Source organism: Enterobacter cloacae complex sp. P6RS (assembly GCF_014982245.1).
Lineage (GTDB): Bacteria > Pseudomonadota > Gammaproteobacteria > Enterobacterales > Enterobacteriaceae > Enterobacter > Enterobacter bugandensis.
Genome location: NZ_JADCLB010000008.1, coordinates 55378 through 80609 on the forward strand (window position 1 = coordinate 55378; position 25232 = coordinate 80609).

26 protein-coding genes and 1 pseudogene are annotated in these 25232 nt (G+C 56.6%); 7 read left to right on the plus strand and 20 right to left on the minus strand.

Features of this window, described 5'->3' with window-relative positions; translation table 11 throughout:
• Positions 1-122: 122 nt before the first annotated feature.
• The 3 genes from tyrB to dnaB all read right to left on the minus strand — a co-directional run bounded on the left by tyrB (position 123) and on the right by dnaB (position 3934).
• Positions 123-1316 (minus strand): aromatic amino acid transaminase, encoded by a 1194-nt coding sequence (tyrB, locus tag INF73_RS05065; protein ID WP_045260940.1) that lies wholly within the window; start codon positions 1314-1316, stop codon positions 123-125.
• Positions 1317-1425: 109 nt separating this feature from the next.
• Complete coding sequence (gene alr, locus INF73_RS05070) at positions 1426-2505, minus strand: alanine racemase (protein ID WP_193540829.1); 1080 nt, start codon at positions 2503-2505, stop codon at positions 1426-1428.
• A 16-nt stretch (positions 2506-2521) separates the two neighbouring features.
• Complete coding sequence (dnaB, locus tag INF73_RS05075; protein ID WP_008503375.1) at positions 2522-3934, minus strand: replicative DNA helicase; 1413 nt, start codon at positions 3932-3934, stop codon at positions 2522-2524.
• Positions 3935-4000: 66 nt separating this feature from the next.
• Between dnaB and INF73_RS05080 the strand changes: the two genes are divergently transcribed.
• On the plus strand, positions 4001-4984 hold the full coding sequence (locus tag INF73_RS05080; RefSeq protein ID WP_193540831.1) for a quinone oxidoreductase: 984 nt from the start codon (positions 4001-4003) through the stop codon (positions 4982-4984).
• Positions 4985-5168: 184 nt separating this feature from the next.
• Here INF73_RS05080 and pspG read toward each other — a convergent pair whose 3' ends face one another.
• Together pspG and dusA are read right to left on the minus strand one after the other, a co-directional pair.
• Positions 5169-5411, minus strand: a complete 243-nt coding sequence (pspG, locus tag INF73_RS05085) for an envelope stress response protein PspG (protein WP_028015168.1) — start codon at positions 5409-5411, stop codon at positions 5169-5171.
• Positions 5412-5546: 135 nt separating this feature from the next.
• On the minus strand, positions 5547-6542 hold the full coding sequence (gene dusA, locus INF73_RS05090; protein WP_126327278.1) for a tRNA dihydrouridine(20/20a) synthase DusA: 996 nt from the start codon (positions 6540-6542) through the stop codon (positions 5547-5549).
• A gap of 147 nt (positions 6543-6689) precedes the next feature.
• On the opposite strand from dusA, the gene INF73_RS05095 reads away from it, so the two are divergent.
• Both INF73_RS05095 and INF73_RS05100 read left to right on the plus strand, forming a co-directional pair.
• Positions 6690-6953, plus strand: a complete 264-nt coding sequence (locus tag INF73_RS05095) for a type II toxin-antitoxin system HicA family toxin (protein ID WP_072163882.1) — start codon at positions 6690-6692, stop codon at positions 6951-6953.
• Positions 6950-7285 (plus strand): type II toxin-antitoxin system HicB family antitoxin, encoded by a 336-nt coding sequence (locus INF73_RS05100; protein ID WP_222423582.1) that lies wholly within the window; start codon positions 6950-6952, stop codon positions 7283-7285. The genes INF73_RS05095 and INF73_RS05100 overlap by 4 nt, the downstream gene beginning before the upstream one ends.
• Before the next feature lie 32 nt (positions 7286-7317).
• On the opposite strand, the gene traF is transcribed toward INF73_RS05100, so the two are convergent.
• On the minus strand, positions 7318-8577 hold the full coding sequence (gene traF, locus INF73_RS05105) for a conjugal transfer protein TraF (RefSeq protein ID WP_227412991.1): 1260 nt from the start codon (positions 8575-8577) through the stop codon (positions 7318-7320).
• A 223-nt stretch (positions 8578-8800) separates the two neighbouring features.
• A complete protein-coding gene (locus INF73_RS05110; RefSeq protein ID WP_045260944.1) occupies positions 8801-9289 on the minus strand; it encodes a cupin domain-containing protein in 489 nt (162 codons plus the stop codon).
• A 115-nt stretch (positions 9290-9404) separates the two neighbouring features.
• On the opposite strand from INF73_RS05110, the gene zur reads away from it, so the two are divergent.
• Positions 9405-9917, plus strand: a complete 513-nt coding sequence (gene zur, locus INF73_RS05115; RefSeq protein WP_193540835.1) for a zinc uptake transcriptional repressor Zur — start codon at positions 9405-9407, stop codon at positions 9915-9917.
• A gap of 47 nt (positions 9918-9964) precedes the next feature.
• On the opposite strand, the gene INF73_RS05120 is transcribed toward zur, so the two are convergent.
• From INF73_RS05120 to INF73_RS05135, 5 genes and pseudogenes are all read right to left on the minus strand, one after another.
• Positions 9965-10174, minus strand: coding sequence for a CsbD family protein (locus tag INF73_RS05120; RefSeq protein WP_024906712.1), 210 nt, complete (start codon positions 10172-10174; stop codon positions 9965-9967).
• 49 nt (positions 10175-10223) lie between these two features.
• Positions 10224-10298 (minus strand): annotated as a pseudogene (locus tag INF73_RS22260) (hypothetical protein); the annotation flags it as partial.
• Positions 10295-11632 carry an MATE family efflux transporter DinF gene (gene dinF / locus INF73_RS05125; RefSeq protein WP_193540837.1) on the minus strand — a complete coding sequence of 446 codons (1338 nt, stop codon included), beginning with the start codon at positions 11630-11632 and terminating at the stop codon, positions 10295-10297. The gene dinF and the pseudogene INF73_RS22260, both read right to left, overlap by 4 nt.
• A 63-nt stretch (positions 11633-11695) precedes the next feature.
• The gene (gene lexA, locus INF73_RS05130) at positions 11696-12304 is read right to left on the minus strand and encodes a transcriptional repressor LexA (protein ID WP_028015162.1); all 609 of its coding nucleotides are present in this window, start codon (positions 12302-12304) and stop codon (positions 11696-11698) included.
• 108 nt (positions 12305-12412) lie between these two features.
• Positions 12413-12781, minus strand: coding sequence for a diacylglycerol kinase (locus tag INF73_RS05135; RefSeq protein WP_014830281.1), 369 nt, complete (start codon positions 12779-12781; stop codon positions 12413-12415).
• Between the two features lie 154 nt (positions 12782-12935).
• Between INF73_RS05135 and plsB the strand changes: the two genes are divergently transcribed.
• Complete coding sequence (plsB, locus tag INF73_RS05140; RefSeq protein ID WP_028015161.1) at positions 12936-15356, plus strand: glycerol-3-phosphate 1-O-acyltransferase PlsB; 2421 nt, start codon at positions 12936-12938, stop codon at positions 15354-15356.
• A 103-nt stretch (positions 15357-15459) separates the two neighbouring features.
• On the opposite strand, the gene gntU is transcribed toward plsB, so the two are convergent.
• The 5 genes from gntU to INF73_RS05165 all read right to left on the minus strand — a co-directional run bounded on the left by gntU (position 15460) and on the right by INF73_RS05165 (position 20401).
• Positions 15460-16800, minus strand: coding sequence for a gluconate transporter (gntU, locus tag INF73_RS05145; protein ID WP_047366855.1), 1341 nt, complete (start codon positions 16798-16800; stop codon positions 15460-15462).
• Between the two features lie 3 nt (positions 16801-16803).
• The gene (gene gntK / locus INF73_RS05150) at positions 16804-17331 is read right to left on the minus strand and encodes a gluconokinase (RefSeq protein ID WP_045260947.1); all 528 of its coding nucleotides are present in this window, start codon (positions 17329-17331) and stop codon (positions 16804-16806) included.
• A 126-nt stretch (positions 17332-17457) separates the two neighbouring features.
• Positions 17458-18453, minus strand: coding sequence for a gluconate operon transcriptional repressor GntR (gene gntR, locus INF73_RS05155; RefSeq protein WP_014882133.1), 996 nt, complete (start codon positions 18451-18453; stop codon positions 17458-17460).
• Positions 18454-18544: 91 nt separating this feature from the next.
• Positions 18545-19240: a pirin family protein gene (locus INF73_RS05160; RefSeq protein WP_003861565.1), complete on the minus strand. Its 696-nt coding sequence runs from the start codon at positions 19238-19240 to the stop codon at positions 18545-18547.
• A 123-nt stretch (positions 19241-19363) separates the two neighbouring features.
• Positions 19364-20401 (minus strand): oxidoreductase, encoded by a 1038-nt coding sequence (locus tag INF73_RS05165; protein ID WP_045260948.1) that lies wholly within the window; start codon positions 20399-20401, stop codon positions 19364-19366.
• A gap of 256 nt (positions 20402-20657) precedes the next feature.
• Between INF73_RS05165 and yhhY the strand changes: the two genes are divergently transcribed.
• On the plus strand, positions 20658-21146 hold the full coding sequence (gene yhhY, locus INF73_RS05170) for an N-acetyltransferase (protein WP_028015158.1): 489 nt from the start codon (positions 20658-20660) through the stop codon (positions 21144-21146).
• A gap of 48 nt (positions 21147-21194) precedes the next feature.
• Here the strand turns inward: yhhY and ggt are convergent, their stop codons facing one another.
• Positions 21195-22940 carry a gamma-glutamyltransferase gene (ggt, locus tag INF73_RS05175; RefSeq protein WP_074171895.1) on the minus strand — a complete coding sequence of 582 codons (1746 nt, stop codon included), beginning with the start codon at positions 22938-22940 and terminating at the stop codon, positions 21195-21197.
• 123 nt (positions 22941-23063) lie between these two features.
• On the opposite strand from ggt, the gene INF73_RS05180 reads away from it, so the two are divergent.
• Positions 23064-23435 carry a DUF2756 family protein gene (locus INF73_RS05180; protein ID WP_182034401.1) on the plus strand — a complete coding sequence of 124 codons (372 nt, stop codon included), beginning with the start codon at positions 23064-23066 and terminating at the stop codon, positions 23433-23435.
• Here the strand turns inward: INF73_RS05180 and ugpQ are convergent.
• Together ugpQ and INF73_RS05190 are read right to left on the minus strand one after the other, a co-directional pair.
• On the minus strand, positions 23425-24165 hold the full coding sequence (gene ugpQ, locus INF73_RS05185) for a glycerophosphodiester phosphodiesterase (RefSeq protein WP_069733686.1): 741 nt from the start codon (positions 24163-24165) through the stop codon (positions 23425-23427). The genes INF73_RS05180 and ugpQ overlap by 11 nt on opposite strands.
• Positions 24162-25232 carry a sn-glycerol-3-phosphate import ATP-binding protein UgpC gene (locus INF73_RS05190; protein WP_193540839.1) on the minus strand — a complete coding sequence of 357 codons (1071 nt, stop codon included), beginning with the start codon at positions 25230-25232 and terminating at the stop codon, positions 24162-24164. The genes ugpQ and INF73_RS05190 overlap by 4 nt, the downstream gene beginning before the upstream one ends.

A 25232-nucleotide genomic window follows, 5' to 3' on the forward strand; every position in this document is an offset into this window, starting at 1 on the left:
GTTTTTACTTATAAAGATGAATAAAAAGAAGACGATCACAAAGTGCCGGGGGACGTGTTTATGCGGTCTGATGCCCTCACCCCAGCCCTCTCCCACGGGGAGAGGGCTGGGTTAGTGAGCATTTACATTACAGCAGCAAACGCCTGCGCCACGCGCTGGACGTTGCCGGCATTCAGGCCCGCCACGCACATACGGCCGCTGGCGATCAGGTAGACACCGAACTCGTCACGCAGGCGATCGACCTGTGCCGCGCTCAGTCCGGTATAGCTGAACATCCCGCGCTGCTTGAGCAGATAGTCGAAGTTATGCCCCGGCACCGCCTCTTTCAGCACGTTAACAAGTTCCTGACGCATCGACAGAATGCGCTTGCGCATCGCTTCCACTTCCGCAAGCCAGGTGGCTTTCAGCTGTTCGTCGCCCAGAACGGTCGCCACCACCTGCGCACCAAAGTTCGGCGGGCTGGAGTAAATACGGCGGACCGTCGCTTTCAGTTGGCCGAGAACGCGCCCCGCGGCTTCGGCGTCTTCACACACCACGGACAGACCGCCAACGCGCTCGCCGTAGAGAGAGAAGATTTTTGAGAAGGAGTTGCTGACCAGCGCTGGCAGCCCGGCGCTGGCAACGGCGCGGATGGCGTAAGCATCTTCTTCCATGCCCGCGCCAAAGCCCTGATAGGCGATGTCGAGGAACGGGATCAGGTTACGTGCCTTCAGCACCTCGATCACCGCATCCCACTGGGCATTGGTGAGGTCCGCCCCGGTCGGGTTATGGCAGCATGGGTGCAGCAGCACGATGCTGCGCGCCGGCAGGGTGTTCAGTTTTTCCAACAGCGCTTCGACGCGCACGCCGTTGGTTTCGCTGTCGAACCACGGATAGGTCTCGACCTTAAAGCCCGCACCTTCAAAGATGGCCACGTGGTTTTCCCACGTCGGGTCGCTGACCCACACGCCGGAATCCGGGAAATATTTTTTCAGGAAATCTGCGCCTACCTTCAGCGCACCCGAGCCGCCCAGCGTCTGGATAGTCGCCACGCGCTTTTGCGCGAGCACCGCGTGGTCCGCACCAAACAGCAGCGGCGCAATCGTATTACGGTAGGTGTTTAACCCTTCCATCGGCAAATAAAGCGAAGCACCGTGCGGGGTTGCGTTAAGACGTGCTTCGGCTTCGGCAACGGCTTTCAGTTGAGGAATGATGCCGTCCTCGTTGTAATAAAGACCAATGCTGAGGTTCACTTTATCGCTGCGAGGATCTTCTTTGAAACGCTCCATCAAGGAGAGAATAGGGTCGCCGGCGTAGGCGTCTACTTTCTGAAACACGCGATGTTCTCCGGATTATTATGAGGCAGGGTTTTCAACAATAAACCGGAAGCGGAATAAGATCGAGGGGATGTTAACAGAAGCGGGATGCATCGCATCCCGTTAAAGCTCAGTCGATGTATTTCATCGCCACCCGCGACGTCAGACGCGTAATAAGTTCGTAAGCACTCACTTTTGTAATCTCAGCAATGCGTTCAACGGGCAGACCTTCACCCCACATCACCGCATCGTCGCCCGCTTTATCCTGCGCGCCGGGCCCAAGATCCACGCAAATCATGTCCATCGCCACGCGGCCAACAATTTTCACTTCACGACCATTGACCAGCACTGGCGTGCCCGTTGGTGCCGCGCGCGGATAGCCGTCGCCGTAGCCCATCGCCACCACGCCAAGCCGCGTGTCGCGCTCGCTGGTCCAGGTACCGCCGTAACCCACCGGCTCGCCCGCTTTGTGCCCCCGCACGGCAATCAGCTTTGATACCAGCGACATCACCGGCTTAAAGCCTAAGTCCGGCCCCCAGGGTTTATTCTCAAGCGGGGAAACGCCATACAGGATAATCCCCGGACGCGCCCAGTCGAAGTGGGATTGCGGCCACAGCAGAATGCCGCCGGATGCCGCAATGGAGCGCATTCCCGGCTTGCCTTCGCAGAAGGTGTTGAAGATATCAAGCTGCTGCTCGGTTGCGCCACATTCGGGCTCATCGGCACGGGCGAAGTGGCTGACGATATTGACCGGCTGACGCACATTTTTGCACTGGCACAAACGCTGATAAAACGCCTCCGCGTTTTCCGGACGCACGCCCAGCCTGTGCATGCCCGTGTCGAGCTTCATCCAGACGGTGACCTGCTCGCTCAGTTCAGCCGTTTCCAGCGCGGCCAGTTGTTCTTCGTTGTGTACCGCCGTGTGCAGCTGCTGGTCTGCAATGGTCGGCAGATCCGAGGCTTCAAAAAAGCCTTCAAGGAGCAGAATCGGTTGCGTAATGCCGCCTGCGCGCAGGCGGAGAGCTTCTTCGAGACGGGCGACGCCAAAGGCGTCGGCATCGGGGAGCGTTCGCGCGGTCTCAAGAAGACCGTGTCCGTAAGCGTTCGCTTTCACGACTGCAACGAGCCTGCTGGCGGGTGCCAGTTCACGCAGACGTTGCAGGTTGTGTCGCAGAGCGCGGCGGTTAATCACAACAGTTGCCGCTTGCATTTGAATTCCTTAGAAATTACTCATCATCATATTGAGGACCGGCATAGTTGTCGAAACGCGACCACTGTCCGTTAAAGGTCAGACGTACCGTACCGATGGGGCCATTACGTTGCTTACCAATAATAATTTCGGCGATCCCTTTCAGGTCGCTGTTCTCGTGATAGACCTCATCACGGTAGATGAACATGATTAAGTCGGCATCCTGCTCAATGGAGCCGGATTCACGCAGGTCGGAGTTGACCGGGCGTTTGTCTGCACGCTGTTCCAGGGAGCGGTTAAGCTGCGACAGCGCCACTACCGGCACGTGCAGCTCTTTGGCTAACGCCTTGAGCGAGCGGGAAATCTCTGCAATTTCCAGCGTACGGTTGTCGGAGAGCGACGGGACGCGCATCAGCTGAAGGTAGTCGATCATGATAAGGCCGATGCCGCCGTGTTCACGGGCGATGCGGCGCGCGCGGGAGCGCACTTCCGTCGGCGTCAGGCCGGAGGAGTCATCGATGTAGATGTTCCGTTTTTCCAGCAGAATGCCCATGGTGCCGGAGATGCGCGCCCAGTCCTCGTCGTCGAGCTGGCCGGTACGGATGCGGGTCTGATCCACGCGCGACAGGGATGCCAGAGAACGCATCATGATCTGCTCAGAGGGCATCTCAAGGCTGAAAATAAGTACGGGCTTATCCTGCAACATCGCCGCATTTTCGACGAGGTTCATCGCAAATGTCGTTTTACCCATCGACGGACGCGCCGCGACGATAATTAAATCCGACGGCTGTAAACCGGCAGTTTTTTTGTTCAGATCGTCATAGCCTGTGTTCACCCCGGTCACACCGTCGTGCGGCTGCTGGAAAAGCTGCTCTATACGCGCAACGGTGGCGTCGAGCACGTCGGCGATGTTTTTCGGGCCTTCATCTTTGTTGGCACGGCTTTCGGCGATTTTAAAGACGCGGGACTCAGCAAGGTCGAGCAGGTCTTCGCTGGTGCGGCCCTGCGGGTCGAATCCGGCTTCGGCGATTTCGTTCGCTACCGAGATCATCTCGCGAACGACGGCACGTTCGCGCACGATGTCGGCGTAAGCGCTGATGTTCGCCGCACTTGGCGTGTTTTTTGACAGCTCTGCCAGGTAGGCAAAGCCGCCGACGCTGTCCAGCTGCCCCTGACGCTCCAGCGACTCTGCGAGCGTAATCAGGTCAATCGGGCTGCCGGACTCCTGCAGGCGCGCCATTTCGGTAAAGATATGGCGGTGCGGACGGGTGTAGAAATCTTCAGACACTACGCGCTCGGCGACGTCGTCCCAGCGTTCGTTATCCAGCATTAAACCGCCCAACACCGACTGTTCCGCTTCAATCGAGTGCGGCGGGACTTTTAACCCTGCGACCTGGAAATCACGCTCGCGAGGTTCAGTCTGTTTGTTGAAGGGTTTGTTTCCTGCCATAGTGAATGGAGTTACCGAGATAAAGAGTGGGTCGAAAGATTACCATATTTTTCTTACGGAGGGAGCATGGCAACGCGCATTGAGTTCCAGAAACACGGCGGTCCTGAAGTGCTGAAAGCGGTGGAGTTCACCCCCACCGCGCCTGGCGAAAACGAAGTGCAGGTGGAAAACAAAGCCATCGGCATAAACTACATCGATACTTATATTCGCGGCGGGCTCTACCCGCCTCCGTCAATGCCGAGCGGCCTGGGCACTGAAGCGGCCGGTATCGTCAGCAAAGTGGGCAGTGCGGTTAAGCACATCAAAGAAGGCGATCGTGTGGTGTATGCACAGTCTGCCCTGGGCGCCTATAGCTCCGTCCACAACGTCCCGGCGGACAAAGCCGCCCTGCTGCCTAACGCCATCTCCTTTGAGCAGGCGGCGGCCTCCTTCCTGAAAGGCTTAACCGTTTACTACCTGCTGCGTAAAACCTACGAGATTAAACCCGACGAGCAGTTCCTGTTTCATGCCGCGGCGGGCGGCGTCGGGCTCATCGCCTGCCAGTGGGCGAAAGCCTTAGGCGCGAAGCTGATCGGCACCACAGGCAGTGCGCAAAAAGCCCAGCGTGCGCTGGACGCGGGCGCGTGGCAGGTGATCAACTACCGGGAAGAGAGCATCGTCGAGCGGCTAAAAGAGATTACCGGCGGCAAAAAAGTACGCGTCGTGTATGACTCGGTGGGGAAAGACACCTGGGAAGCGTCGCTGGACTGCCTGCAGCGTCGCGGGCTGATGGTGAGCTTTGGTAACGCCTCAGGCGCTGTCACCGGCGTCAATCTCGGCATTCTGAATCAGAAAGGGTCGCTGTACGTGACGCGCCCTTCTTTGCAGGGTTACATCACCAACCGGGAAGAACTGGAGGAAGCCAGCAACGAGCTGTTCTCGCTAATAGCCAGCGGCGTGATTAAGGTGGATGTGGCGGATGCACAGAAATACCCGCTAACCGATGCGCAGCGCGCGCATGAGGTGCTGGAAAGCCGGGCGACGCAGGGTTCAAGTTTGCTAATTCCCTGACCCCCAAAAAGAAATTGGGCTTCCCGTGGGAAGCCCTTTCTTTTTTTAGTTCGGCTGTATGTAGGGTACAGCTCGATGAATTCTGTAGCGGCAGCCATAGTGACAGATTCGATAAGTAAATCCTATTCTGTTCTAAGCCATGCTGCCGGAAAAGTTACAAGTATGTGACGAACCCCTCAATACCTTAGTAACGGAAGCGGTTATTGCGCTGATAAGTCGGCAGTTTTGGCGCTTTAATCGCCCGTATTACCCACACCACGGCGATAGCCAGCAGCAGCCACGGCAGCAGTTTGATCGTCAGGGCAAATAATCCGCCGATAAACATAACCACCGTGGCCACAACGAGCGCGGCCAGAATGCCGAGCAGCGAAACGCCCGTGACCATCAGCATGACAAAAAAGCCAATCACAAAAAGTAGTTCAAGCATGGTGCTCTCCCACGAGTTCCCGAATGATGCTGCAATCATTACAAGAATCATGCCAAAGCTAACGTATTGTTCTTAAAGCAAAACGCCCCGCGAGGATTCGCAGGGCGTGGTGAATTTGACGATCTTTTAGCGAAATTATTGCTTATCCGCCACCAGCCGCAGCGCATGTTCCAGCACCTCAATATCGGCACCGGCTTTATGCGCGTTCTCACTGAGGTAGCGACGCCACTGGCGTGCGCCCGGAATACCCTGGAACAGGCCAAGCATATGTCGGGTGATGTGGCCAAGATAGGTACCATTGCTCAACTCGCGCTCAATGTAAGGGTACATGGCACGCACGACGGCAACCGGGTCGGTGTCTGCGCCTGCAACGCCAAAGATTTCGCGGTCGACGGTCGCCAGAATGCCCGGATTTTGATACGCCTCGCGCCCGACCATCACGCCATCCATATGTTCAAGGTGCGCTTTGGCCTCTTCCAGAGACTTGATGCCGCCGTTGATTGACATCGTCAGGTGCGGGAAATCACGTTTCAACTGGTACACGCGCGGGTAGTCCAGCGGCGGGATCTCACGGTTCTCTTTCGGGCTAAGGCCTGAAAGCCAGGCTTTGCGGGCGTGGATGATAAACATCTCACACTCGCCTTTCCCTGACACCGTATTGATGAAATCGCACAGGAATTCGTAGCTGTCCTGGTCGTCAATGCCGATACGGGTTTTGACCGTCACCGGAATGGAGACTACATCGCGCATCGCCTTGATACAGTCCGCCACCAGCTGTGCGTTGCCCATCAGACAGGCGCCGAACATGCCGTTTTGCACGCGGTCGGAAGGGCAGCCGACGTTCAGGTTGATCTCGTCGTAGCCGCGTTCTTCCGCCAGCTTTGCGCACTGGGCCAGCGCGACCGGATCGCTGCCCCCCAACTGCAGCGCAACCGGATGCTCTTCTTCACTGTATGCCAGGTAGTCGCCCTTCCCGTGGATGATTGCGCCCGTGGTCACCATTTCGGTGTACAGCAGCGTATGGCGGGAGAGCTGGCGCAGGAAGTAGCGGCAGTGTCTGTCCGTCCAGTCGAGCATCGGCGCAATGGAGAAACGGTGTGCAGGGAAAGCGGTCTGGTGTTCTGACGACATGGCGAAGTTTTAAGCATCTGGTGGAAAAGGGGCGCTACTATAGCACAGGCTCAAAAAGGATACGATCCGGCTTGATATGATATCAAAAAGTGATATCATCCATTTTAGCTTTGGCGGGGAAGAAAATTAAAATGGAATCTATCAGCTATGAAAACATTGAACGCCCGCCACCAAAAAACATTGCAGTTGATTTTCTCTGTGCCAACGCCCAGTTCTCTGGAATGGCGCAGGATTGAAGCGCTTTTTATCGCATTGGGGGCGAAAGCCTCAGAAGGTAACGGCTCAAGGGTAAGATTCGAAATCAATGGAGTTGTGGCTTCGTTTCATCGTCCTCATCCGGATAAAGAAGCGAAGGTTTATCAGGTTCGCGACGCAATGGCTTTTCTCATCGCAACAGGGGTATCTCCATGATTAATACTATGACTTATAAAGGCTATGCCGCAAAAATAGATTACAGCGACGAAGATCTTTGCTTCGTTGGGCATGTTGCTGGCATAAGAGATGTTATCGGTTTTCATGCTGATAACGTCGCTGCCCTGCGTAAAGCGTTTGAAGAAGCCGTTGATGACTATCTGGCTTATTGTTCTGAGCAGGGCCGAGAGCCTCTGCGACCCGCAAGTGGAAAAATCAGTCTGCGCATCTCGCCTGAGGTCCATTCCGCAATTAACATTGCCGCTGAAGTGTCAGGTAAAAGCGTGAATCAATGGATCAACGATACACTGGCTAAAGCAGCACACGGATAAGTATAAAGGGCACCAGCAGGGTGCCCTTTATGTTAGAACGTCATGCTCAGCTGAGCCCCTGCGCCCCAGGTTTCGTCCTCGCCATACAGACCCATCAGGTCAACATGAACGGTATTGAACGGCGCGAAACCGACACCGCCGGTAAAGACGTTGCTGTCGTTCCCTTTCATATCCGCACGATAACCGGCACGCACCGCCAGCCAGCTCAGCGGAGTCACTTCAGCACCGACCCCAACATACTGCGACGTATCTTCGCTCTTAAAGCCTTTGGTTTCGGTCAGATCGCCATCGGCGGTCAGGGTCACCAGATCGTTGTGCCAGGCAGCGCCCGCGGTCACCAGCGGACGGATCTGGTAGGTGTCTTTATAGCTCACCACTTCCCCCGTACGCCCGTTGCGGATGCGGATATCTTTGGTGTCGATATCGCGCGACATCAGGTTTTGCCCGCTCACGCCGACCGTCCAGTTTTCGCCAAAATCAGCGGCAATACCGGCATCGACGTTAAAGCCGGTATCGTCTGTACGGTAGCGGCTATCGTTCCACTTATTACTGTCGTAATCGTAGATCGAGGTGGTGTAGTTATAGAGCCAGGTTTTTTGCAGTTTTGGCGTCACGCCCACGGAAACCGGAACGCCGCCAAGGTCAAACTGGCGGGCAACGGCAATACCGTAGTCGGAAACAATCGCCGCCCGGCCAGACGCCGTTGAGTTAAGGTTTTGAGTGATCTGGTCCGTGCCGTTTAGCGCCGCATCCAGGGCTACACCGGCAGCAAACACATTGTTTCTTTGAATACGACGCAGATAATCAATATCCTGCTGGTCGATAGACGAGCTCACCCGGCCATGGGCGTACCCTTTTGCCATAAAGGCCACGGAAAGCACATCGTTAGGGATACTCACCGCAAGCCCTGCCCCTGCCGTCGCGCGAGCGGTTTTGCCCTTGAGATAGTCCAGCTCATCAGCCAAATCTTTGGCCGCGCCCTGGAACTGGTTGATGGAGCCTAAAGGATTAGTGATGACCTGAATTGGCGTAAGATTATCAACCACATCCTTGTAGTGATTGATTTTGTCGTTGATGGTATCAATCTCATCCTGAAGATTGTCCTCATCCGTTACCTGCACCCCAACGGACGGCAAAATGACCGTCACGTCATCGTCCGGCTTTGCCTTTGCCAGCAGCGCGGGGTTGATTAACGCCCCACTGCCATAACTGCCCGAAGCAACGCCGGTGCCGCCCATGGCGTCGCTGCGTGATTCTGTCCAGGTATTGGCTGCTCCCGCCTGATTTGCCATAAACACAGAGACGGCAATGCTAACCACCGAAAATTTAAAATGTTTTTTCACAGTATGCCCGTTATAGTCTGTTATGAAATAACCCCTGTCTGTTATCACCCAAACAGGAACGAACTATTGCTGTGAATAAGGAGTAAAAGACCCGCTATTTCTTTCCCTAAGTAAAACTCCCTTACGGCCTGTTATATTTTGTGACGGCCCTCAATATTTATAGAAGAGGAAATTATTTTTTCCCAGGTTTTCCATCGTGCGGCCCAAAAAACTGTGGCGGATGGTCTACCCAGCGATCTTCCCGCGTGGCGGCATAAACCGGATTGAGCGGATAGTAGATGCGGTTGTGCTTCTTGTTGGCCTCCCCCACCACCAGTAGCCGAACCTCTTCCTCGGTGTTGTTGATAAAGGTGTGGCAGACGCCGGTCCCGGCGGGAAAGCCCACGCTGTCTCCGGGTTCGAGTTTCCACAAATAGCCATTAATCCAGGCTTCAGGATAGCCCTCAAGCACGTAGATAAACTCTTCTTCGTCACTTTCTGCATGGGGATAGGACGTCCGACGCCCCGGCGGTAAACGTTCATGATGAATGCCTATACGCCTGAGGCCCAGGCTGCGCGCCAGCGGCGATCCGATGGAAAAAAGCTCGTTACTGTCGGGGTAGGTGGCGTCATCTGGCCCTTCTACGTCGCGCCAGTGCTTGATACAGTCTGGTTTTTTCATGGTTACATTCCCGGTTTGCGATGCGTCAGGTATAGCACAGCCTGGCGGATATCGGTGTTTTTGCCAGAACATGATAAAGTGAGGGTTTTACTTCCCAGAACATCCGAGGTGCTAAATGGATAAGTCCACAAAAGAGCTGTTAGCGCAGGCCGAAAAGCTATGCGCGCAACGCAATGTGCGCCTGACCCCGCAGCGCCTTGAAGTCTTGCGCCTGATGAGCCTGCAACAGGGGGCGATCAGCGCCTACGATCTGCTCGACCTGCTCCGCGAAAGCGAGCCGCAGGCTAAACCGCCCACGGTGTATCGCGCGCTGGATTTCCTGCTGGAACAAGGGTTTGTGCATAAAGTCGAATCCACAAACAGCTATGTCCTGTGCCATCTTTTCGATCAGCCAACGCATACATCGGCCATGTTTATCTGCGATCGTTGCGGCGTAGTGAAAGAAGAGGGAGCGGAAGGCGTAGAGGACATTATGCACACGCTGGCGGCAAAAATGGGTTTTGCCCTGCGTCATAACGTGATTGAAGCGCACGGGCTGTGTTCAGGCTGTGTAGAGGTGGAAGCCTGTCGACATCAGGATGCGTGTCAGCACGACCACTCTATTCTGGTGAAGAAAAAGCCGCGCTAAGGGCAAAAAAAAGGCGGCTTAGAGCCGCCTGTGTGGGTCATTCAGCGCTACCAGCGGTAGTCGTTACGGGTTTCCCAGTCTTTGACTTCGTTTTCCGCCTGATCTTTTGCGTAGCCGTAACGTTCCTGAATTTTACCGACAAGCTGATCGCGCTTACCTTCAATGACGGTCATATCGTCATCAGTCAGCTTACCCCACTTTTCTTTCGCTTTACCTTTGAACTGCTTCCAGTTGCCGCCGATTTCGTCTTTATTCATCATCGTGTCCTCTTAGTTAAGCGTCGGGTCGTAACGTCCGTTACGTTCTTTTCTGCTGGACGTGATAATAATTGTAGCTAAGGATTCGGCGGTTGATTTCATATTCGGAATCTTTAACCGTCACGATATATCGTGACGGGAAGGAAGCCAGGTATTATTTTGCCAGTGGCGATGCCAGATAAAGGCAAGCGAGAGGCCGCGCAGCGAGAGAAAGACCGCAAGCGCCAGCCACAAACCGTGATTACCCAGCCACGGAAGCGTCAGCAGCGTCAAACCAAACCCCGCCGCCGCAACCGCCATACTGTTGCGCATTTCCGCTCCGCGCGTCGCACCGATAAACATGCCGTCCAGCAGATAACACCACACCCCCACCACCGGCAAGGTAACCTGCCAGATGATGTAGTGGTCCGCCAGTTCGCGTAAAGCCGGGATCGAAGTGAGTAATGCAATAATGTCACGGCCAAAACAGGCATAAATCAGTGCAAACGCCAGCGCGACCAGTCCCGCTTGTCGACAGGCTGCCCGCCAGACATCCCTAAGCTGGCCACTTTCCCGCGCGCCGTACGCCTGCCCGGAATGCGCCTCAACGGCGTAGGCGAAGCCGTCCAGCGCGTAGGCGGTAAACGTCAGCAATGTCATCAGGACCGCATTCACCGCGACGATCTCAGGCCCAAGACGGGCACCAAAAACCGTCAATGCGCCAAAACAGAGTTGTAGCAGAAGCGAGCGCAGCATGATGTCACGGTTGAGCGCCAGCAGTTTACGGATATTGCCGCGCCATGCGGTTTTCAGCATTACGAGGGATATCCCGCGCAGAGCCAGCACGCGCCAGACCATCCACAGCCCAATGAGTAAGGTTCCGTATTCGGCAATCGCCGTCGCCAGTGCCGCCCCGCGCACGTCCATATGCAGGCCCATCACCAGCCAGAGATCGAGCACAATGTTGAGAAGGTTTCCCACGACCAACAAAATCACTGGCGCACGGGCGTATTGCACACCCAGTAACCAACCCAGCAGAACCAGGTTTGCCAGCGAAGCGGGCGCGCTGAGCCAGCGGATTTCCAGGAAGCGACGCGCCTGCTCCAGTACCGCCTCGCTGCCACCAACAACATGGAGCGCAAGGTCTATCAGGGGCGTGCGCAGTAAAACAATGAGTACCCCCGCGCCAAGCGCCAGGATCAGCGGCTGCACCAGCGCACGCGCCAGACGTAACGGATCTTTCGCACCATACGCCTGTGCGGTGAGCCCGGTGGTGCTCATACGCAAAAAGAGCAGCAGCATGAACAGAAAGCTGGTTGCCGTCGCGCCAATCGCCACGCCGCCAAGATAAACAGGGGAATCGAGATGACCAATAACGGCCGTATCGACCAGACCCAGCAAGGGCACGGTGATATTGGAGAAAATCATCGGCAGGGCAAGACGCCACAATGCCTTATCAGATGCCGTCAGCAGTGACATGAGAGATACCGGGAAGGGTAAATGAAGCAGGCTACAGCGGAAGCGTAGCCTGTCAGGAAGAGATTACAGCCATTCGCCGTTACGAATCACGCCAACAGCCAGACCTTCAATAGAGAAGCTCTGTTCGCGGAGGTCGACCACAATCGGGGTGAACTCGTTGTTTTCGGGCAACAGCTGAACAGTGTTACCCTGTTTTTTCAGGCGCTTAACGGTCACTTCGTCATCAATGCGCGCAACCACCACCTGGCCGTTTCGCACATCCTGCGTTTTGTGAACGGCCAGAAGGTCGCCATCAAGAATGCCGATGTCTTTCATCGACATCCCGCTAACGCGCAGCAGAAAATCAGCGCTCGGCTTGAACATACCAGGATCGACCTGGTAGTGACCTTCAATATGCTGTTGTGCCAGCAGCGGTTCACCTGCAGCAACGCGGCCTATCAGCGGAATGCCCGTCTCTTCTTCCACCAGCAGGCGGATACCACGCGACGCGCCTGACACAATCTCAATCACACCCTTACGCGCCAGCGCTTTCAGGTGTTCCTCGGCAGCATTCGGAGAACGGAAACCCAGACGCTGCGCGATTTCCGCACGCGTGGGTGGCATACCCGTCTGGCCGATATGATCCCGAATGAGATCAAACACCTCTTGCTGCCTGGTCGTTAATGCTTTCATTCCGCCCCCTGGGTGTATATACAGTTATGCTGTGAGTATATACAGTCAAAGGCGATTTTGGAACCAAAAACTGCACAAAAAACCAGGGACTTAATTATTCCTCGAGCATCATCGGAAATGTGACCAAAGCAGCGTGACCCAGGTAATGGCTGCGGTGATAATCGCCAGCAGGACAGCGGCGGAGCCCATATCCTTCGCGCGGCCAGAGAGCTCGTGAAAATCAGAGCCGATCCTGTCGACCACGGCCTCAATAGCGCTATTGAGAATTTCCACTATCATCACCAGAAGTACGGAACCGATGAGAAGCACGCGGGTAATGGCATCTACATCAAGGAAACAGGCGATGATAACCGCGACGATAGCGGCGACACCTTCCTGGCGAAAAGCAGCTTCATTAACCCACGCGGCACGGAAACCTTTCCATGAATAGCCGGCGGCTTTGATGATACGCGTCAACCCAGTGGTATTATTGGCCATTAAAAGAACCTTTTTTAAAAAAGAGCGTCAGTAACAGGAGCTGCAGCGCGTTTCGCTGCCGCCTGAAGTATGACGGGTAACAACAGAAATTTTGCGCGCTTTCTGTTATCCTTGCGCCGCAATTGCATTATTAACCAGAGGCTTTACATCGTTTATGTCCGGCTGGCCACGAATTTACTACAAATTACTTAATTTACCATTAAGCATACTGGTAAAAAGCAAGTCTATCCCAGCAGAACCCGCGCTGGAACTGGGGCTCGATACCTCGCGCCCTATTATGTACGTTTTGCCTTATAACTCTAAGGCAGACCTGCTAACGCTTCGTGCCCAGTGTCTGGCGCATGATTTACCCGATCCGCTTGAACCACTGGAAGTTGACGGCACTTTGCTGCCGCGCTACGTGTTCATTCACGGCGGGCCGCGCGTGTTTACCTATTACACACCGAAAGAAGAGTCCATCAAGCTGTTCCACGACTATCTCGACCTGCACCGCAGCAATCCTGACCTGGATGTGCAGATGGTGCCGGTATCGGTGATGTTTGGTCGCCGTCCGGGCCGTGAAAAAGGTGAAGAGAACCCGCCGCTGCGCATGCTTAACGGCATCCAGAAGTTCTTCGCGGTCTCCTGGCTGGGACGCGACAGCTTTGTGCGCTTCTCCCCTTCCGTCTCCCTTCGCCGAATGGCGGACGAGCACGGTACTGACAAGATCATCGCGCAAAAACTGGCGCGCGTGGCGCGTATGCACTTCGCCCGCCAGCGCCTGGCGGCCGTAGGGCCACGTCTTCCGGCGCGTCAGGACCTGTTCAACAAGCTGCTGGCCTCCAAAGCGATCGCCCGCGCCGTTGAAGACGAAGCGCGCAGCAAGAAAATTTCCCATGAGAAAGCCCAGCAGAACGCCATTGCGCTGATGGAAGAGATTGCCGCGAACTTCTCTTACGAGATGATTCGCCTGTCCGATCGTATTCTCGGCTTTACCTGGAACCGCCTCTATCAGGGCATCAACGTCCATAACGCCGAGCGCGTGCGTCAGCTGGCGCACGATGGTCATGAGATTGTCTATGTCCCCTGCCACCGCAGCCACATGGACTACCTGCTTCTCTCCTACGTGCTCTATCACCAGGGGCTGGTACCACCGCACATTGCCGCCGGTATTAACCTGAACTTCTGGCCAGCAGGCCCGATTTTCCGCCGCCTGGGTGCGTTCTTTATTCGTCGTACCTTCAAGGGCAACAAGCTCTACTCCACCGTGTTCCGCGAGTATCTCGGCGAGCTGTTCAGCCGCGGCTACTCCGTAGAGTACTTCGTGGAGGGCGGGCGCTCCCGTACCGGTCGTCTGCTCGATCCGAAGACCGGCACGCTGTCAATGACCATTCAGGCGATGCTGCGCGGCGGTACGCGTCCAATCACGCTTGTGCCAATTTACATTGGCTATGAGCACGTGATGGAAGTGGGCACCTACGCGAAAGAGCTGCGCGGTGCGACCAAAGAGAAAGAGAGCCTGCCGCAGATGCTGCGCGGCCTGAGCAAGTTACGCAACCTGGGTCAGGGCTACGTAAACTTTGGCGAGCCGATGCCGCTGATGACGTATCTGAACCATCATGTTCCGGATTGGCGCGAGTCTATCGATCCTATCGAAGCGGTGCGTCCGGCCTGGCTGACGCCAACGGTGAACGGTATCGCGTCCGAGCTGATGGTGCGCATTAACAACGCCGGTGCGGCCAATGCGATGAACCTGTGCTGTACGGCGCTGCTGGCTTCACGTCAGCGTTCCCTGACCCGTGAACAGCTCACGGAGCAGCTGGACTGCTATCTGGACATGATGCGCAACGTGCCATACTCGGTTGATTCGACAGCTCCTTCTGCTACCGCCAGCGAGCTTATCGATCACGCGCTGCAGATGAACAAGTTCGAAGTCGAGAAAGATACGATCGGCGATATCATCATTCTGCCGCGCGAGCAGGCCGTACTGATGACGTACTACCGCAACAACATCGCTCATATGCTGATGCTGCCATCGCTCATGGCGGCCATTATCACCCAGCATCGCCGTATTTCACGTCAGGAGCTGTTGCGCCACGTTGAGACGCTCTACCCGATGCTTAAAGCGGAGCTATTCCTGCGCTGGAGCAAGGAAGAGCTGGCCGTTGAGCTGGATAAACTGACGGAAGAGCTGCGCCGTCAGGGGCTGATCACCGTTGCGAACGACGAGCTGCACATCAATCCGTCACGCTCCCGCACCCTGCAGCTGCTGGCGGCCGGTGCGCGCGAAACGCTGCAGCGCTACGCCATTACGTTCTGGCTGCTGAGCGCGAACCCGTCCATCAACCGCGGCACGCTGGAGAAAGAGAGCCGGACGCTGGCACAGCGTCTGTCCGTGCTGCACGGCATTAACGCCCCGGAATTCTTCGACAAGGCGGTATTCAGCTCGCTGGTGCTGACGCTGCGTGACGAAGGCTTCATCAGCGATACGGGCGATGCCGAGCCGGAAGAGACGCTGAAGGTTTACCAGATGCTGGCTGAACTGATTACCTCAGACGTGCGCTTGACGATTGAGAGCGCCACGCAGGGCGAGTAACACAATGCCGGGTTATGGCCCGGCCTGATGCCCTGGATAATAAAAAAGGCCCGGTAAGCGCTGACGCTACCGGGCCTTTTTTTGCCTTGTTAAATCATTGCATTCAGCTCAGCAGCGTAAAGGCAATCATCCCGACAATCGCACCCGTCGTGCCGAGGATGGTTTCCATCAGCGTCCAGGTTTTCAGCGTTTGCGCTTCGGTGGCGCCGGTAAACTTACCGAACAGCCAGAAGCCGGCGTCGTTAACGTGCGAGACGACAATCGAACCGCCCGCGATGCAGATAGACAGCGCGGCCATCTGGGCACCGGAGTAGTTCAGCTGTTCAATCACCGGCATCACCAGACCCACGGCGGTTAAGCACGCCACGGTGGCGGAACCCTGAATGATACGCACCGCCGCAGCCAGCACGAAGCAGGTTACCGCAATCGGCAGGCCCATTCCGGTCAGTGCTTCACCCAGAGCCGGGCCCACGCCGGAATCCACCAGCACCTGCTTGAACACGCCGCCGGCACCGATCACCAGCAGGATAATACCCGCAGGCTGCAGCGCGGCACCACAGATCTCCATCACGCGGTCTTTCGGCATACCCTGGCGCATCGCCAGGCCGTAAATCGCCACCAGACACGCCACCAGAATCGCCGTGAACGGGTGACCGATGAACTCAAACCATTCGTACGCGGCAGAACCGACCGGCACAAAGCGCGCGGCGATGGTTTTCAGGCCCACCAGCACCAGCGGGAGCAGGATCAAAGAAAGGCTAAAGCCGAATGACGGCATTTTGCCTTCGCCCAGGTGCGGCTCGGTGATGTCGTCCGGGATGTGCAGCTCAACGTAACGGCTGATGAAATTGCCCCACAGCGGACCGGCGATAATCATCCCCGGGATGGCCGCACACAGGCCAATCAGGATCATCCAGCCAAAGTCCGCGTGCATCTGGGAGGCCAGCAGCATCGGCGCCGGCCCTGGCAGCAGAAACGCCGCAGCCGCCGCCACGCCCGCAAACAGCGGAATGACCAGCTTCACGAGGTTAGTGCCGGTATGGCGCGCCATGGAGAAGGCGACGCTGATGAGCAGCACCACCGCCACTTCGAAGAACAGCGGCAGTGCGCAAATCAGACCGGCCAGGCCAATCGCGTAGTGCGCGCGGCTGTGGCCGAAGGATTTGAGCATTTTGACGGCAATCTGGTCGACCGCGCCCGTCTCATGCAGAATCTTGCCAAACATCGCGCCCAGCGCGACCACAATCGCCAGGAAGCCCAGCGTGCCGCCCATCCCTTTTTCCATCGTCGCGGCGATCTTGTCGAGCGGCATACCGGAAAAGAGACCTGCACCAATAGAAACCACCATCAAAGCAACGAAGGCGTGCATACGCGCCTTCATCACTAAAAACAGCAGCAGCAATACCGAACCCACTGCTGTCAAAACTAGCGTTAATGTACTCAAAACTTACTGCCTTTTGTTAATGACCTCGATGGTGCTGGCTACAACACCTTCCAGCGGCTGATCGATATCAACCACTAAGACGTCTTTTTCATCTTCACCCGGCTCCTGAAGCGCTTCGAACTGCGTCACCAGCATCTGGGTTTTAAAGAAGTGGCCTTTACGCGCTTTCAGACGGCTTTCAATCACCCCAAAATCGCCTTTCAGATAGATGAACGAGAGGTTCGGATTGCCGTCGCGCAGCAGGTCGCGGTAGGTTTTTTTCAGCGCGGAGCAGACGATCAGGGAAACTTTGTTGGTGCGCTGCATCGCGAACGCGGCGTCATTCAGCGCCTGCAACCACGGTTTGCGGTCGTCATCGTTCAGCGGTTCGCCGGAGGCCATTTTCATGATGTTGCTGCGCGGATGGAGGAAGTCACCATCAAGAAACGCAGCCTGAAGTTGATGCGCCACTTCGCTCGCCACGGCAGATTTACCGCTACCGGACACGCCCATCAGGACGTAAACGTGGTGATCGTGATTAGTCGTGCTCAAAGGGTGTCCCTCAGTCAATTGTTACGGGTAACAGTTATCGGTAACATTGTCCTGCTGGGGCAAAAGAGAAGCAATATCCAAACGTGCGCGAAGTGAATAAGTGTGAGCTACTTCAAATTTGTCAGTTCAAATAGATCCACCCGGTGACAAGGTGAAACCTAAATCTAACATTTTAGGGGTAACCGTCTCTCCACGAATGCGCGCCAGCAGGCGTTCTGCGCCAATGCGGCCCATGCGTTCACGCGGTGTCAGAACGCTCGCCAGACGCGGCTCCATCACCTGACCAATATCGTGGCCGTGGAAGCCGGCAATCGCCATATCCTCAGGGATCTTCAACCCCAGACGCTGGCATTCGAACGCTGCACCGACCGCAAGGTCATCGTTGGTACAGAAAATACCGTCCAGTTGCGGATACTCGCGTCGTGCCTGACGCATCAGCTCAATACCCGAGGTGTAAGATGAGGACTGCTCCACCATCACGCTGTACGGGGTTAAATTTGCGTCGAGCATCGCCTGCTCGTATCCCTTCTGTTTGATGATAGTACGTTCATCAAGACGCGCACCCAGATAGGCAATATGACGATGACCGCGGGCGATGATCGCCGCTGTCATCTGACGAGCCGCTTCAAAGTTATCGAACCCAACGGCGATGTCGAGGCATGGCGACTGGCTGTCCATGAGCTCCACCACCGGAATACCGGCGACTTCAATCATTTTGAGCGTGCGGGCAGTGTGGGTTCGTTCGGTTAAAATCAGGCCGTCAATGTTCCAGGAAAGCATTGATTCAAGACGTTCCTCTTCCAGTTCCGGCTTGTACCCATAGTGAGCGAGCATGGTCTGGTAGCCAAACGCATCGGTGACGCTTTCAATGCCGCGCAGAACTTCAGCGAAAACCTGGTTGGTCAGGGAAGGAAGCAGAACGCCCACCGCACGGCTGGTCGCATTGGAGAGAATATCGGGTGCGCGGTTGGGAATATAACCCAGTTCATCAAGGGCGGCGGCAATCTTGCCACGCAACGCCACGGAAACCTGTTCCGGGTTACGTAAAAAACGGCTGACCGTCATTTTGGTCACACCGACGCGATCGGCGACATCCTGAAGTACGGGGCGTTTCTTTTTCATCGTCCTGAGAAATCTTGAAGTGAGAGATTTGCTCAGTTTATCACGGACAAAGCTCAACCTTCCCCGTTTAAAGGGAAGGTTGAGAAATTATTTAGACCGGAGGCAGGTCAAACAGCAGGATTTCGCTTTCGCTGTCGGCGTGCACGGAGAGCGCCTGCTCATCCCAGACGGCCAGACCATCGGCGGTGGTGGCTTTGGTGCCGTTGATAGACACTTCCCCTTTCACCACCTGGATCCAGACGCGGCGGTTGGCGGCAATCTGGTGCACGGACTGTTCGTCTTTCGCCAGCGCCCAGCGGTACAGCTCCATATCCTGATGCACTTTCAGGGAACCTTCACGCGCGTCCGGGGACAGCACCAGCTGTTTGCCCTGTTTCGCGTCGAAGCGGCGCTGCTCGTAGCGTGGCGTGATGCCGGTCTCTTCTGGAATGATCCAGATTTGATACAGGTGCAGTTTTTCCGTTTTGCTCGGGTTGTACTCAGAGTGACGCACCCCGGTACCCGCGCTCATAATCTGGAACTCGCCCGCCGGCACCTGCTCTTTGTTGCCCATGCTGTCCTGGTGCTCAACCGCCCCTTCCAGCACATAGGTCAGGATTTCCATGTCTTTGTGCGGGTGGGTACCGAAGCCCTGGCCTGCATCAATCACGTCGTCGTTAATCACGCGCAGCGCGGAGAAGCCCATGAAGTTCGGGTCGTAGTAGTCGGCAAACGAGAATGAATGCCATGAGTCCAGCCAGCCATGATTTGCGTGACCGCGTTCGTTTGCTTTGCGTAAGTAGATCATTGTTTTCACCCTCAGTTCGTTTCGATGGAGTAAGTGTGGACTCAAACGGTCGGGGATCATAGAGGGTGAAAATTGACTCCTCTGTTCAAAAATTATGAACAAGCCCAGAGGAGCCGTTTTTGCTTATTTCGCGAGGGTTACCGTGGCAGGAGAAGCCTGCTCGAATGCCCGTTCAAGGATTTCCAGGTTGGTCAGAACGTCAGATTCCTTGACGTAATTCGGCGCGCCGTTGATTAGGGTTTCATATAGCGCATCGTAGACGCGGCCATAGTCGCCGGTTTCCGGTTTCAGCTCTTCTTTGACCGTTACGCCCTCATCGTTCACGTACTCCAGCACGCCCACGGAATCGTCCGCCGCAAAGCCCGGTTCGCCCGGCATGATGTTGGCCTTCAGGCTGGTCTCCTGCTGGTCAATGCCGTACTTAATGAACGAGCCTTTGGTGCCATGAACGATAAATTTCGGGTAGTCGATTTTCACCAGATGACTGGTTTTAACGATAGCCTTAAGGTCGCCGTAGAACAGCTGCGCCTCGAAGGTGTCGTCCGGGTTGGCTTTATTGCGCAGGCTGCGGATGTCGTAAGCCACGTGGTCCGGGCGGCCAAACAGGGAGATGATCTGGTCCATGGTGTGCACGCCCAGACCATAGAACGAGCCGTCCTGCGGCAGGCCGGGCTGGGTTTCCGCCACCGGGCGGTAGTAATCGAAGTGGCTTTCGATTTCCACAATGTCGCCAAGCTTGCCGCTCTCAATCGCCTTTTTCGCCGTCAGGAAACAGCTGTCAAAGCGACGGTTCTGATACGGGGTAACGGTCAGCCCTTTGCTTTTCGCCAGCGTAAACAGCGCTTTCGCTTCGGCAATGGTCGGGGTGAACGGCTTTTCCACCAGCACGTTCTTGCCCGCTTCGAGCGCGCGTTTCGCATAGTCAAAATGGCTGTCGGCGTGGGTGCAGACAACCACCAGCTTTACCTGCGGGTCATTCAATACTTCATCGAGATCGCTGGTGAAGTGAATGTGGGAGTACTGCGGGGATTGCTCTTCCGGCTTCGCGCGGCGGCGGTAAATATGGGCCACATGCCAGGTGTCTTTACGGTGGAGGACATACGGAAGGTGGTAACGCGTGGTGCTTTTGCCAAATCCAATAAATGCGCAATGTAGTGTCATGGCTCAGTCCTTTTGGAAGGTTACTGAGTTTAACCATAACAAAAAAAAAGCCAGCGAGAAGCTGGCTAAAGTAATACTGGAAGCAATGTGAGCAATGTCGTGCTTTCAGGTTCCCGTAGGGGTCCTCCTGAATGCAAAGCAATAATAATCATTCTCATTCGCACTTGTCCAATACTTTTTGCAAAAAATAGCGGTTGACTCAAATTTTAAAGTCATTGATGTTGGAGGGGACTTTTAACCGACTGAGGAACAAGGAATGAGTGAGATAGTGATACGCCACGCGGAACCGAGAGATTACGATGCCATTCGTCAGATCCACGCCCAGCCGGAGGTGTACCACAACACGCTACAGGTTCCTCATCCCTCAGAGCAGATGTGGCATGACCGGCTAACCGATCAGCCCGGCATTAAACAGCTGGTGGCTTGTATCGACGGGACCGTCGCCGGGCACCTGTGCATTGCCGTCGCACAACGCCCGCGTCGCAGCCACGTTGCCGATTTCGGTATTTGTGTGGGTGCGCAATGGCAAAATCGGGGCGTTGCCAGCGCGCTGATGCGAACCATGATTGATATGTGCGACAACTGGCTGCGCGTCGATCGCATTGAGTTAACGGTATTTGTTGATAACGAACCGGCAATCGCGGTGTACAAAAAGCACGGGTTCGAAATTGAAGGCACCGGCAAGCGCTACGCCCTGCGCAACGGCGAATATGTGGACGCGTACTTCATGGCGAGAATGAAGTGACACACTCCCCTCTCCCCTATGGGGAGAGGGTTAGAGTGAGGGGAATAATCAGTACCCCGCCGTCAAATCATCCACCGAACGCGGATCCGACGCGCCAAACAGCGCGCCGTCTGGCCCCACCATAATGCTCTGGGTGCTGCCCATCGCCTCTTTCACAGCCACCTTCTGTCCGCGCTGCTCCAGCAGCTTGATGGTGTCCGGGCTAAAGCCCTTCTCCACGCGCAGCTCGTCCGGCAGCCACTGATGATGGAAACGCGGCGCATTGGTCGCCTCGGCGACGTTCATGCCAAAGTCGATGCTGTTCACCACCATCTGTAGCACGGTAGTTATGATGCGGCTCCCGCCAGGGCTGCCGGTCACCAGCCAGGTTTTCCCGTCTTTCACCACGATGGTTGGCGACATGGACGACAGCGGACGCTTCTTCGGCCCCACCGCATTCGCATCGCCGCCGACCAGTCCGTAGACGTTCGGCACGCCCGGCTTAGCGGAGAAGTCATCCATCTCGTTGTTCAGCAGAATGCCGCTGTTGCCCGCTACGATCCCGGTACCAAAGGTAGTGTTGAGCGTGTAGGTCACCGCCACCGCATTGCCGTCTTTATCCACCACCGAGAAGTGGGTGGTCTGGTTGCTTTCATACGGCGCCAGCTTGCCGGGGCGGATCTCGCTCGACGGCTTAGCCTTGTTGATGTCGATCTGATCGGCAATGGATTTTGCATACGCCTTGTTGGTCAGCGCCTGCCACGGCACCTTCACGAAGTCCGGATCGCCGAGGTATTCCGAACGGTCGGCATAGGCGCGTTTTTCCGCCTCCGCCATCACCTGCATGGCATCCGCGCTGCCGAAGCCGAACTTGTGCATATCAAAGTTTTCAAGAATATTGAGGATCTGCACGATGTGAATGCCCCCGGAGGACGGCGGCGGCATGGAGAACACCTCGTAGCCGCGATAGGTGCCGCTAATCGGCTCGCGCTCCACCGCCCTGTATTCCGCCAGATCCGCTTTGGTGATAAGCCCGCCGTTCTTCTGCATCTCTTCGGCAATCTGGTCGGCAATCGCCCCTTTGTAGAAGGCGTCCGGGCCGTGCTCCGCAATCAGCTCCAGGCTTTTGGCGAGATTCTTCTGCACCAGCTTATCGCCCTTCTTCAGCGGTTCACCGTCCTTCCAGAAGATCGCCTTGCTGTTTTCGTGATTGGGAATGACTTCACTGCCGTAGGTCTTGAGGTCGTCCGCCAGGGCGTCATTGACCACAAATCCCTCCCGCGCCAGCCTGATGGCAGGCTGCACCACCTTGTTCAGCGGCATCGTGCCGTATTTTTCCAGCGCCAGCGAGAAGCCCGCAACGGTGCCCGGCGTGCCGGAGGCGAGGTGCGAGGTCAGGGATTTTTTGCTGTCCGGGTTCCCCTGGTCGTCGAGGAACATATCGCGGGACGCCTGAGAAGGCGCCATTTCGCGGAAGTCGATGGCCGTGGTTTTACCGTCTTTGGTGCGCAGCATCATAAAGCCGCCGCCGCCCAGATTCCCCGCCTGCGGATGCGTTACCGCCAGCGCATAGCCGACGGCGACCGCTGCATCCACCGCGTTACCGCCCTGCTTAAGAATATCGACGCCCACTTGGGTCGCCAGCGCGTCAACCGAGGCCACCATGCCGTGCGTGGCCCGCACGGGGTGAAAAACATCCTCCTCCACGCCGTAAGAGACGGGAGGAGCGGCGGGCGGGTTGGCCGCCACGGTAAATGTGCCGCCTGCCATCAGCGCGGCGATGGCGACCCAGCGCAAGAAGGTTGGTTTCATCATTATTGTTCTCCAGGTGAAGGGATCCATATTCCCCGCTTAAGCCTGGTTCACAACTCCTAAAAAATCATCGTCATGGTGAAATCAGAGTAAACTTAAGAGAGGCCTCAAGAGGAGGAAATGACAATGAAACGCTTGATGATTCTTGCGGCGCTGATCCCGTTTGCCGCGCTCGCACAGCCACTCAACACCATGAATAACCCGAACCAGCAGGGTTATGTCATCCCGAGCCAGCAGCGTATGCAGACCGAGATGATGAGCCAGCAACAGCAGCAGAAAGGGATGCTCAATCAGCAGCTGAGAACGCAGACCCAGATGCAGCAGCAGAGCCTGCAAAACCAGATGAACGCCAACACCCAGCGCGTGCAGCAGGGACAGGTGCGCGAGCAGCCGCTGCCAAATAAAAACGGCGGGATGTTAGGGGGCGGGATGTCGCAAAGCAGCGGTCAGCAGCATATGCTGCCGACCCAGCAGAACGGCAGTATGCTCAATAAATAAATTTCGGGCCGATCTGGTCAATCGCATCGGTACAGATACTGTCCACGCCCCAGCGCAGCAGCTCGGCTGCGCGCTGGGGTTTGTTAACGGTGTAGACCAGAATATGCAGACCCGCGTCTTTCAGCATTTTCACCCGCGCCTCATCCAGCAGCTTGTGGTTCAGATGGATAGAGACGCAGCCTAAGCGGCCCGTCAGTTCACGCCAGTCCTCACGCCACTCGTCCAGCAGCAGCCCGCGCGGCAGCTCAGGTACAGCTGCCTGTGCGGCCTCCAGCGCGTCGATGTCAAACGACGACAGCAGCGGCGCGGTCATGCCTTCCCACAGCTCGCGCGCGGCAAGGGCAATCACTTTGCCCGTCAGCGGCCCGGTGCCGGTGGTCGGTTTGATTTCGATGTTCGCCATCATGCCGTGCTGGCGACAGCGATCGGCCACTTCCGCCAGCAGGGGCAGCGGTTCGCCTTTGAACTCGCCGCTATACCAGCTTCCGGCGTCCACCTTCAGCAGATCGCGCCACGGCAGTTCACCCGCCACGCCCCAGCCGTTGCTGGTGCGTTCAAGATTGTCGTCATGCAGCAGGAAAATTTCGCCGTCCTTCGACAGCTTGGCGTCGAACTCGATCATCGTGTGGCCGTAGCGCGCGCCGACATCGATCGCCGCCAGGGTGTTTTCCGGGGCCAGCTTACCGCCGCCGCGGTGGGCGACGACGTGGGGGTAAGGCCAGTTGCTCATACTCGTTGTCCTGTTTCACCGTCAAAAAGGTGCAGATGGTTTTCCGGCAGGTGGAGCCACAGCGTGCTGCCCGCTTTCGGGCGCTCCTGATGCGCCAGGCGCACCACAATTTTTTGCTCGCCCCAGCGCCCGTGCGCCAGGTTATCTGCACCCAACATCTCCAGCGTGTCCATCACCAACGGCACGCCGCCGTCCGCCTGAGACGTTAAGCCAATATGCTCCGGGCGGATGCCGAGCGTCATCTTACGCCCGGCGTAGCCACGATAGTACCAGTTGATCGGCAGCGCCATCCCGCTTTCCAGTTCAAAGTGGGTTCCCGCAGCATTGATCCGCCCGTCCAGCAGGTTCATCGCCGGGCTGCCGATAAAGCTCGCCACAAAGCGGGTGGCCGGTTTTTCGTACACTTCCACCGGGGTGCCAATCTGCTCGGCAACGCCTTTGTTCATCACCATTACGCGCTGGGCGAGAGTCATGGCTTCGACCTGATCGTGGGTCACGTACAGTGACGTGGTTTTCAGACGACGGTGCAGCTGCTGCAATTCGAGGCGCATCTGCACGCGCAGCTTGGCGTCGAGGTTAGACAGCGGCTCGTCGAACAGGAATACCGCCGGGTCACGCACGATAGCGCGCCCCATTGCCACGCGCTGGCGCTGGCCGCCGGAGAGCTCGCGCGGGCGGCGCTTCAGCAGGCCGTCGAGTTCCAGAATGCGGGCGGCTTCTTTCACGCGCTCCTCGATATGGCCTTTGCCCATGCCGCGAATTTTCAGCCCCCAGGCCATGTTCTCTTCCACGCTCATGTGCGGATAGAGAGCGTAGTTCTGGAACACCATCGCGATGCCCCTGTCTTTCGGCTCCATCTCGGTGACGCGCTGACGGTCAATCCAGATGTCCCCCGAGGTTACGCGCTCCAGCCCCGCCACCATGCGCAGCAGCGTGGACTTCCCGCAGCCGGACGGGCCGACCATCACGATAAATTCGCCGTCCGCCACGTCGAGCGTCAGCGGCTGAATGACCTGGGTTTTACCGTCCCAGCTTTTGGTAACTGCCTGAAGTTTTAAACCTGCCAT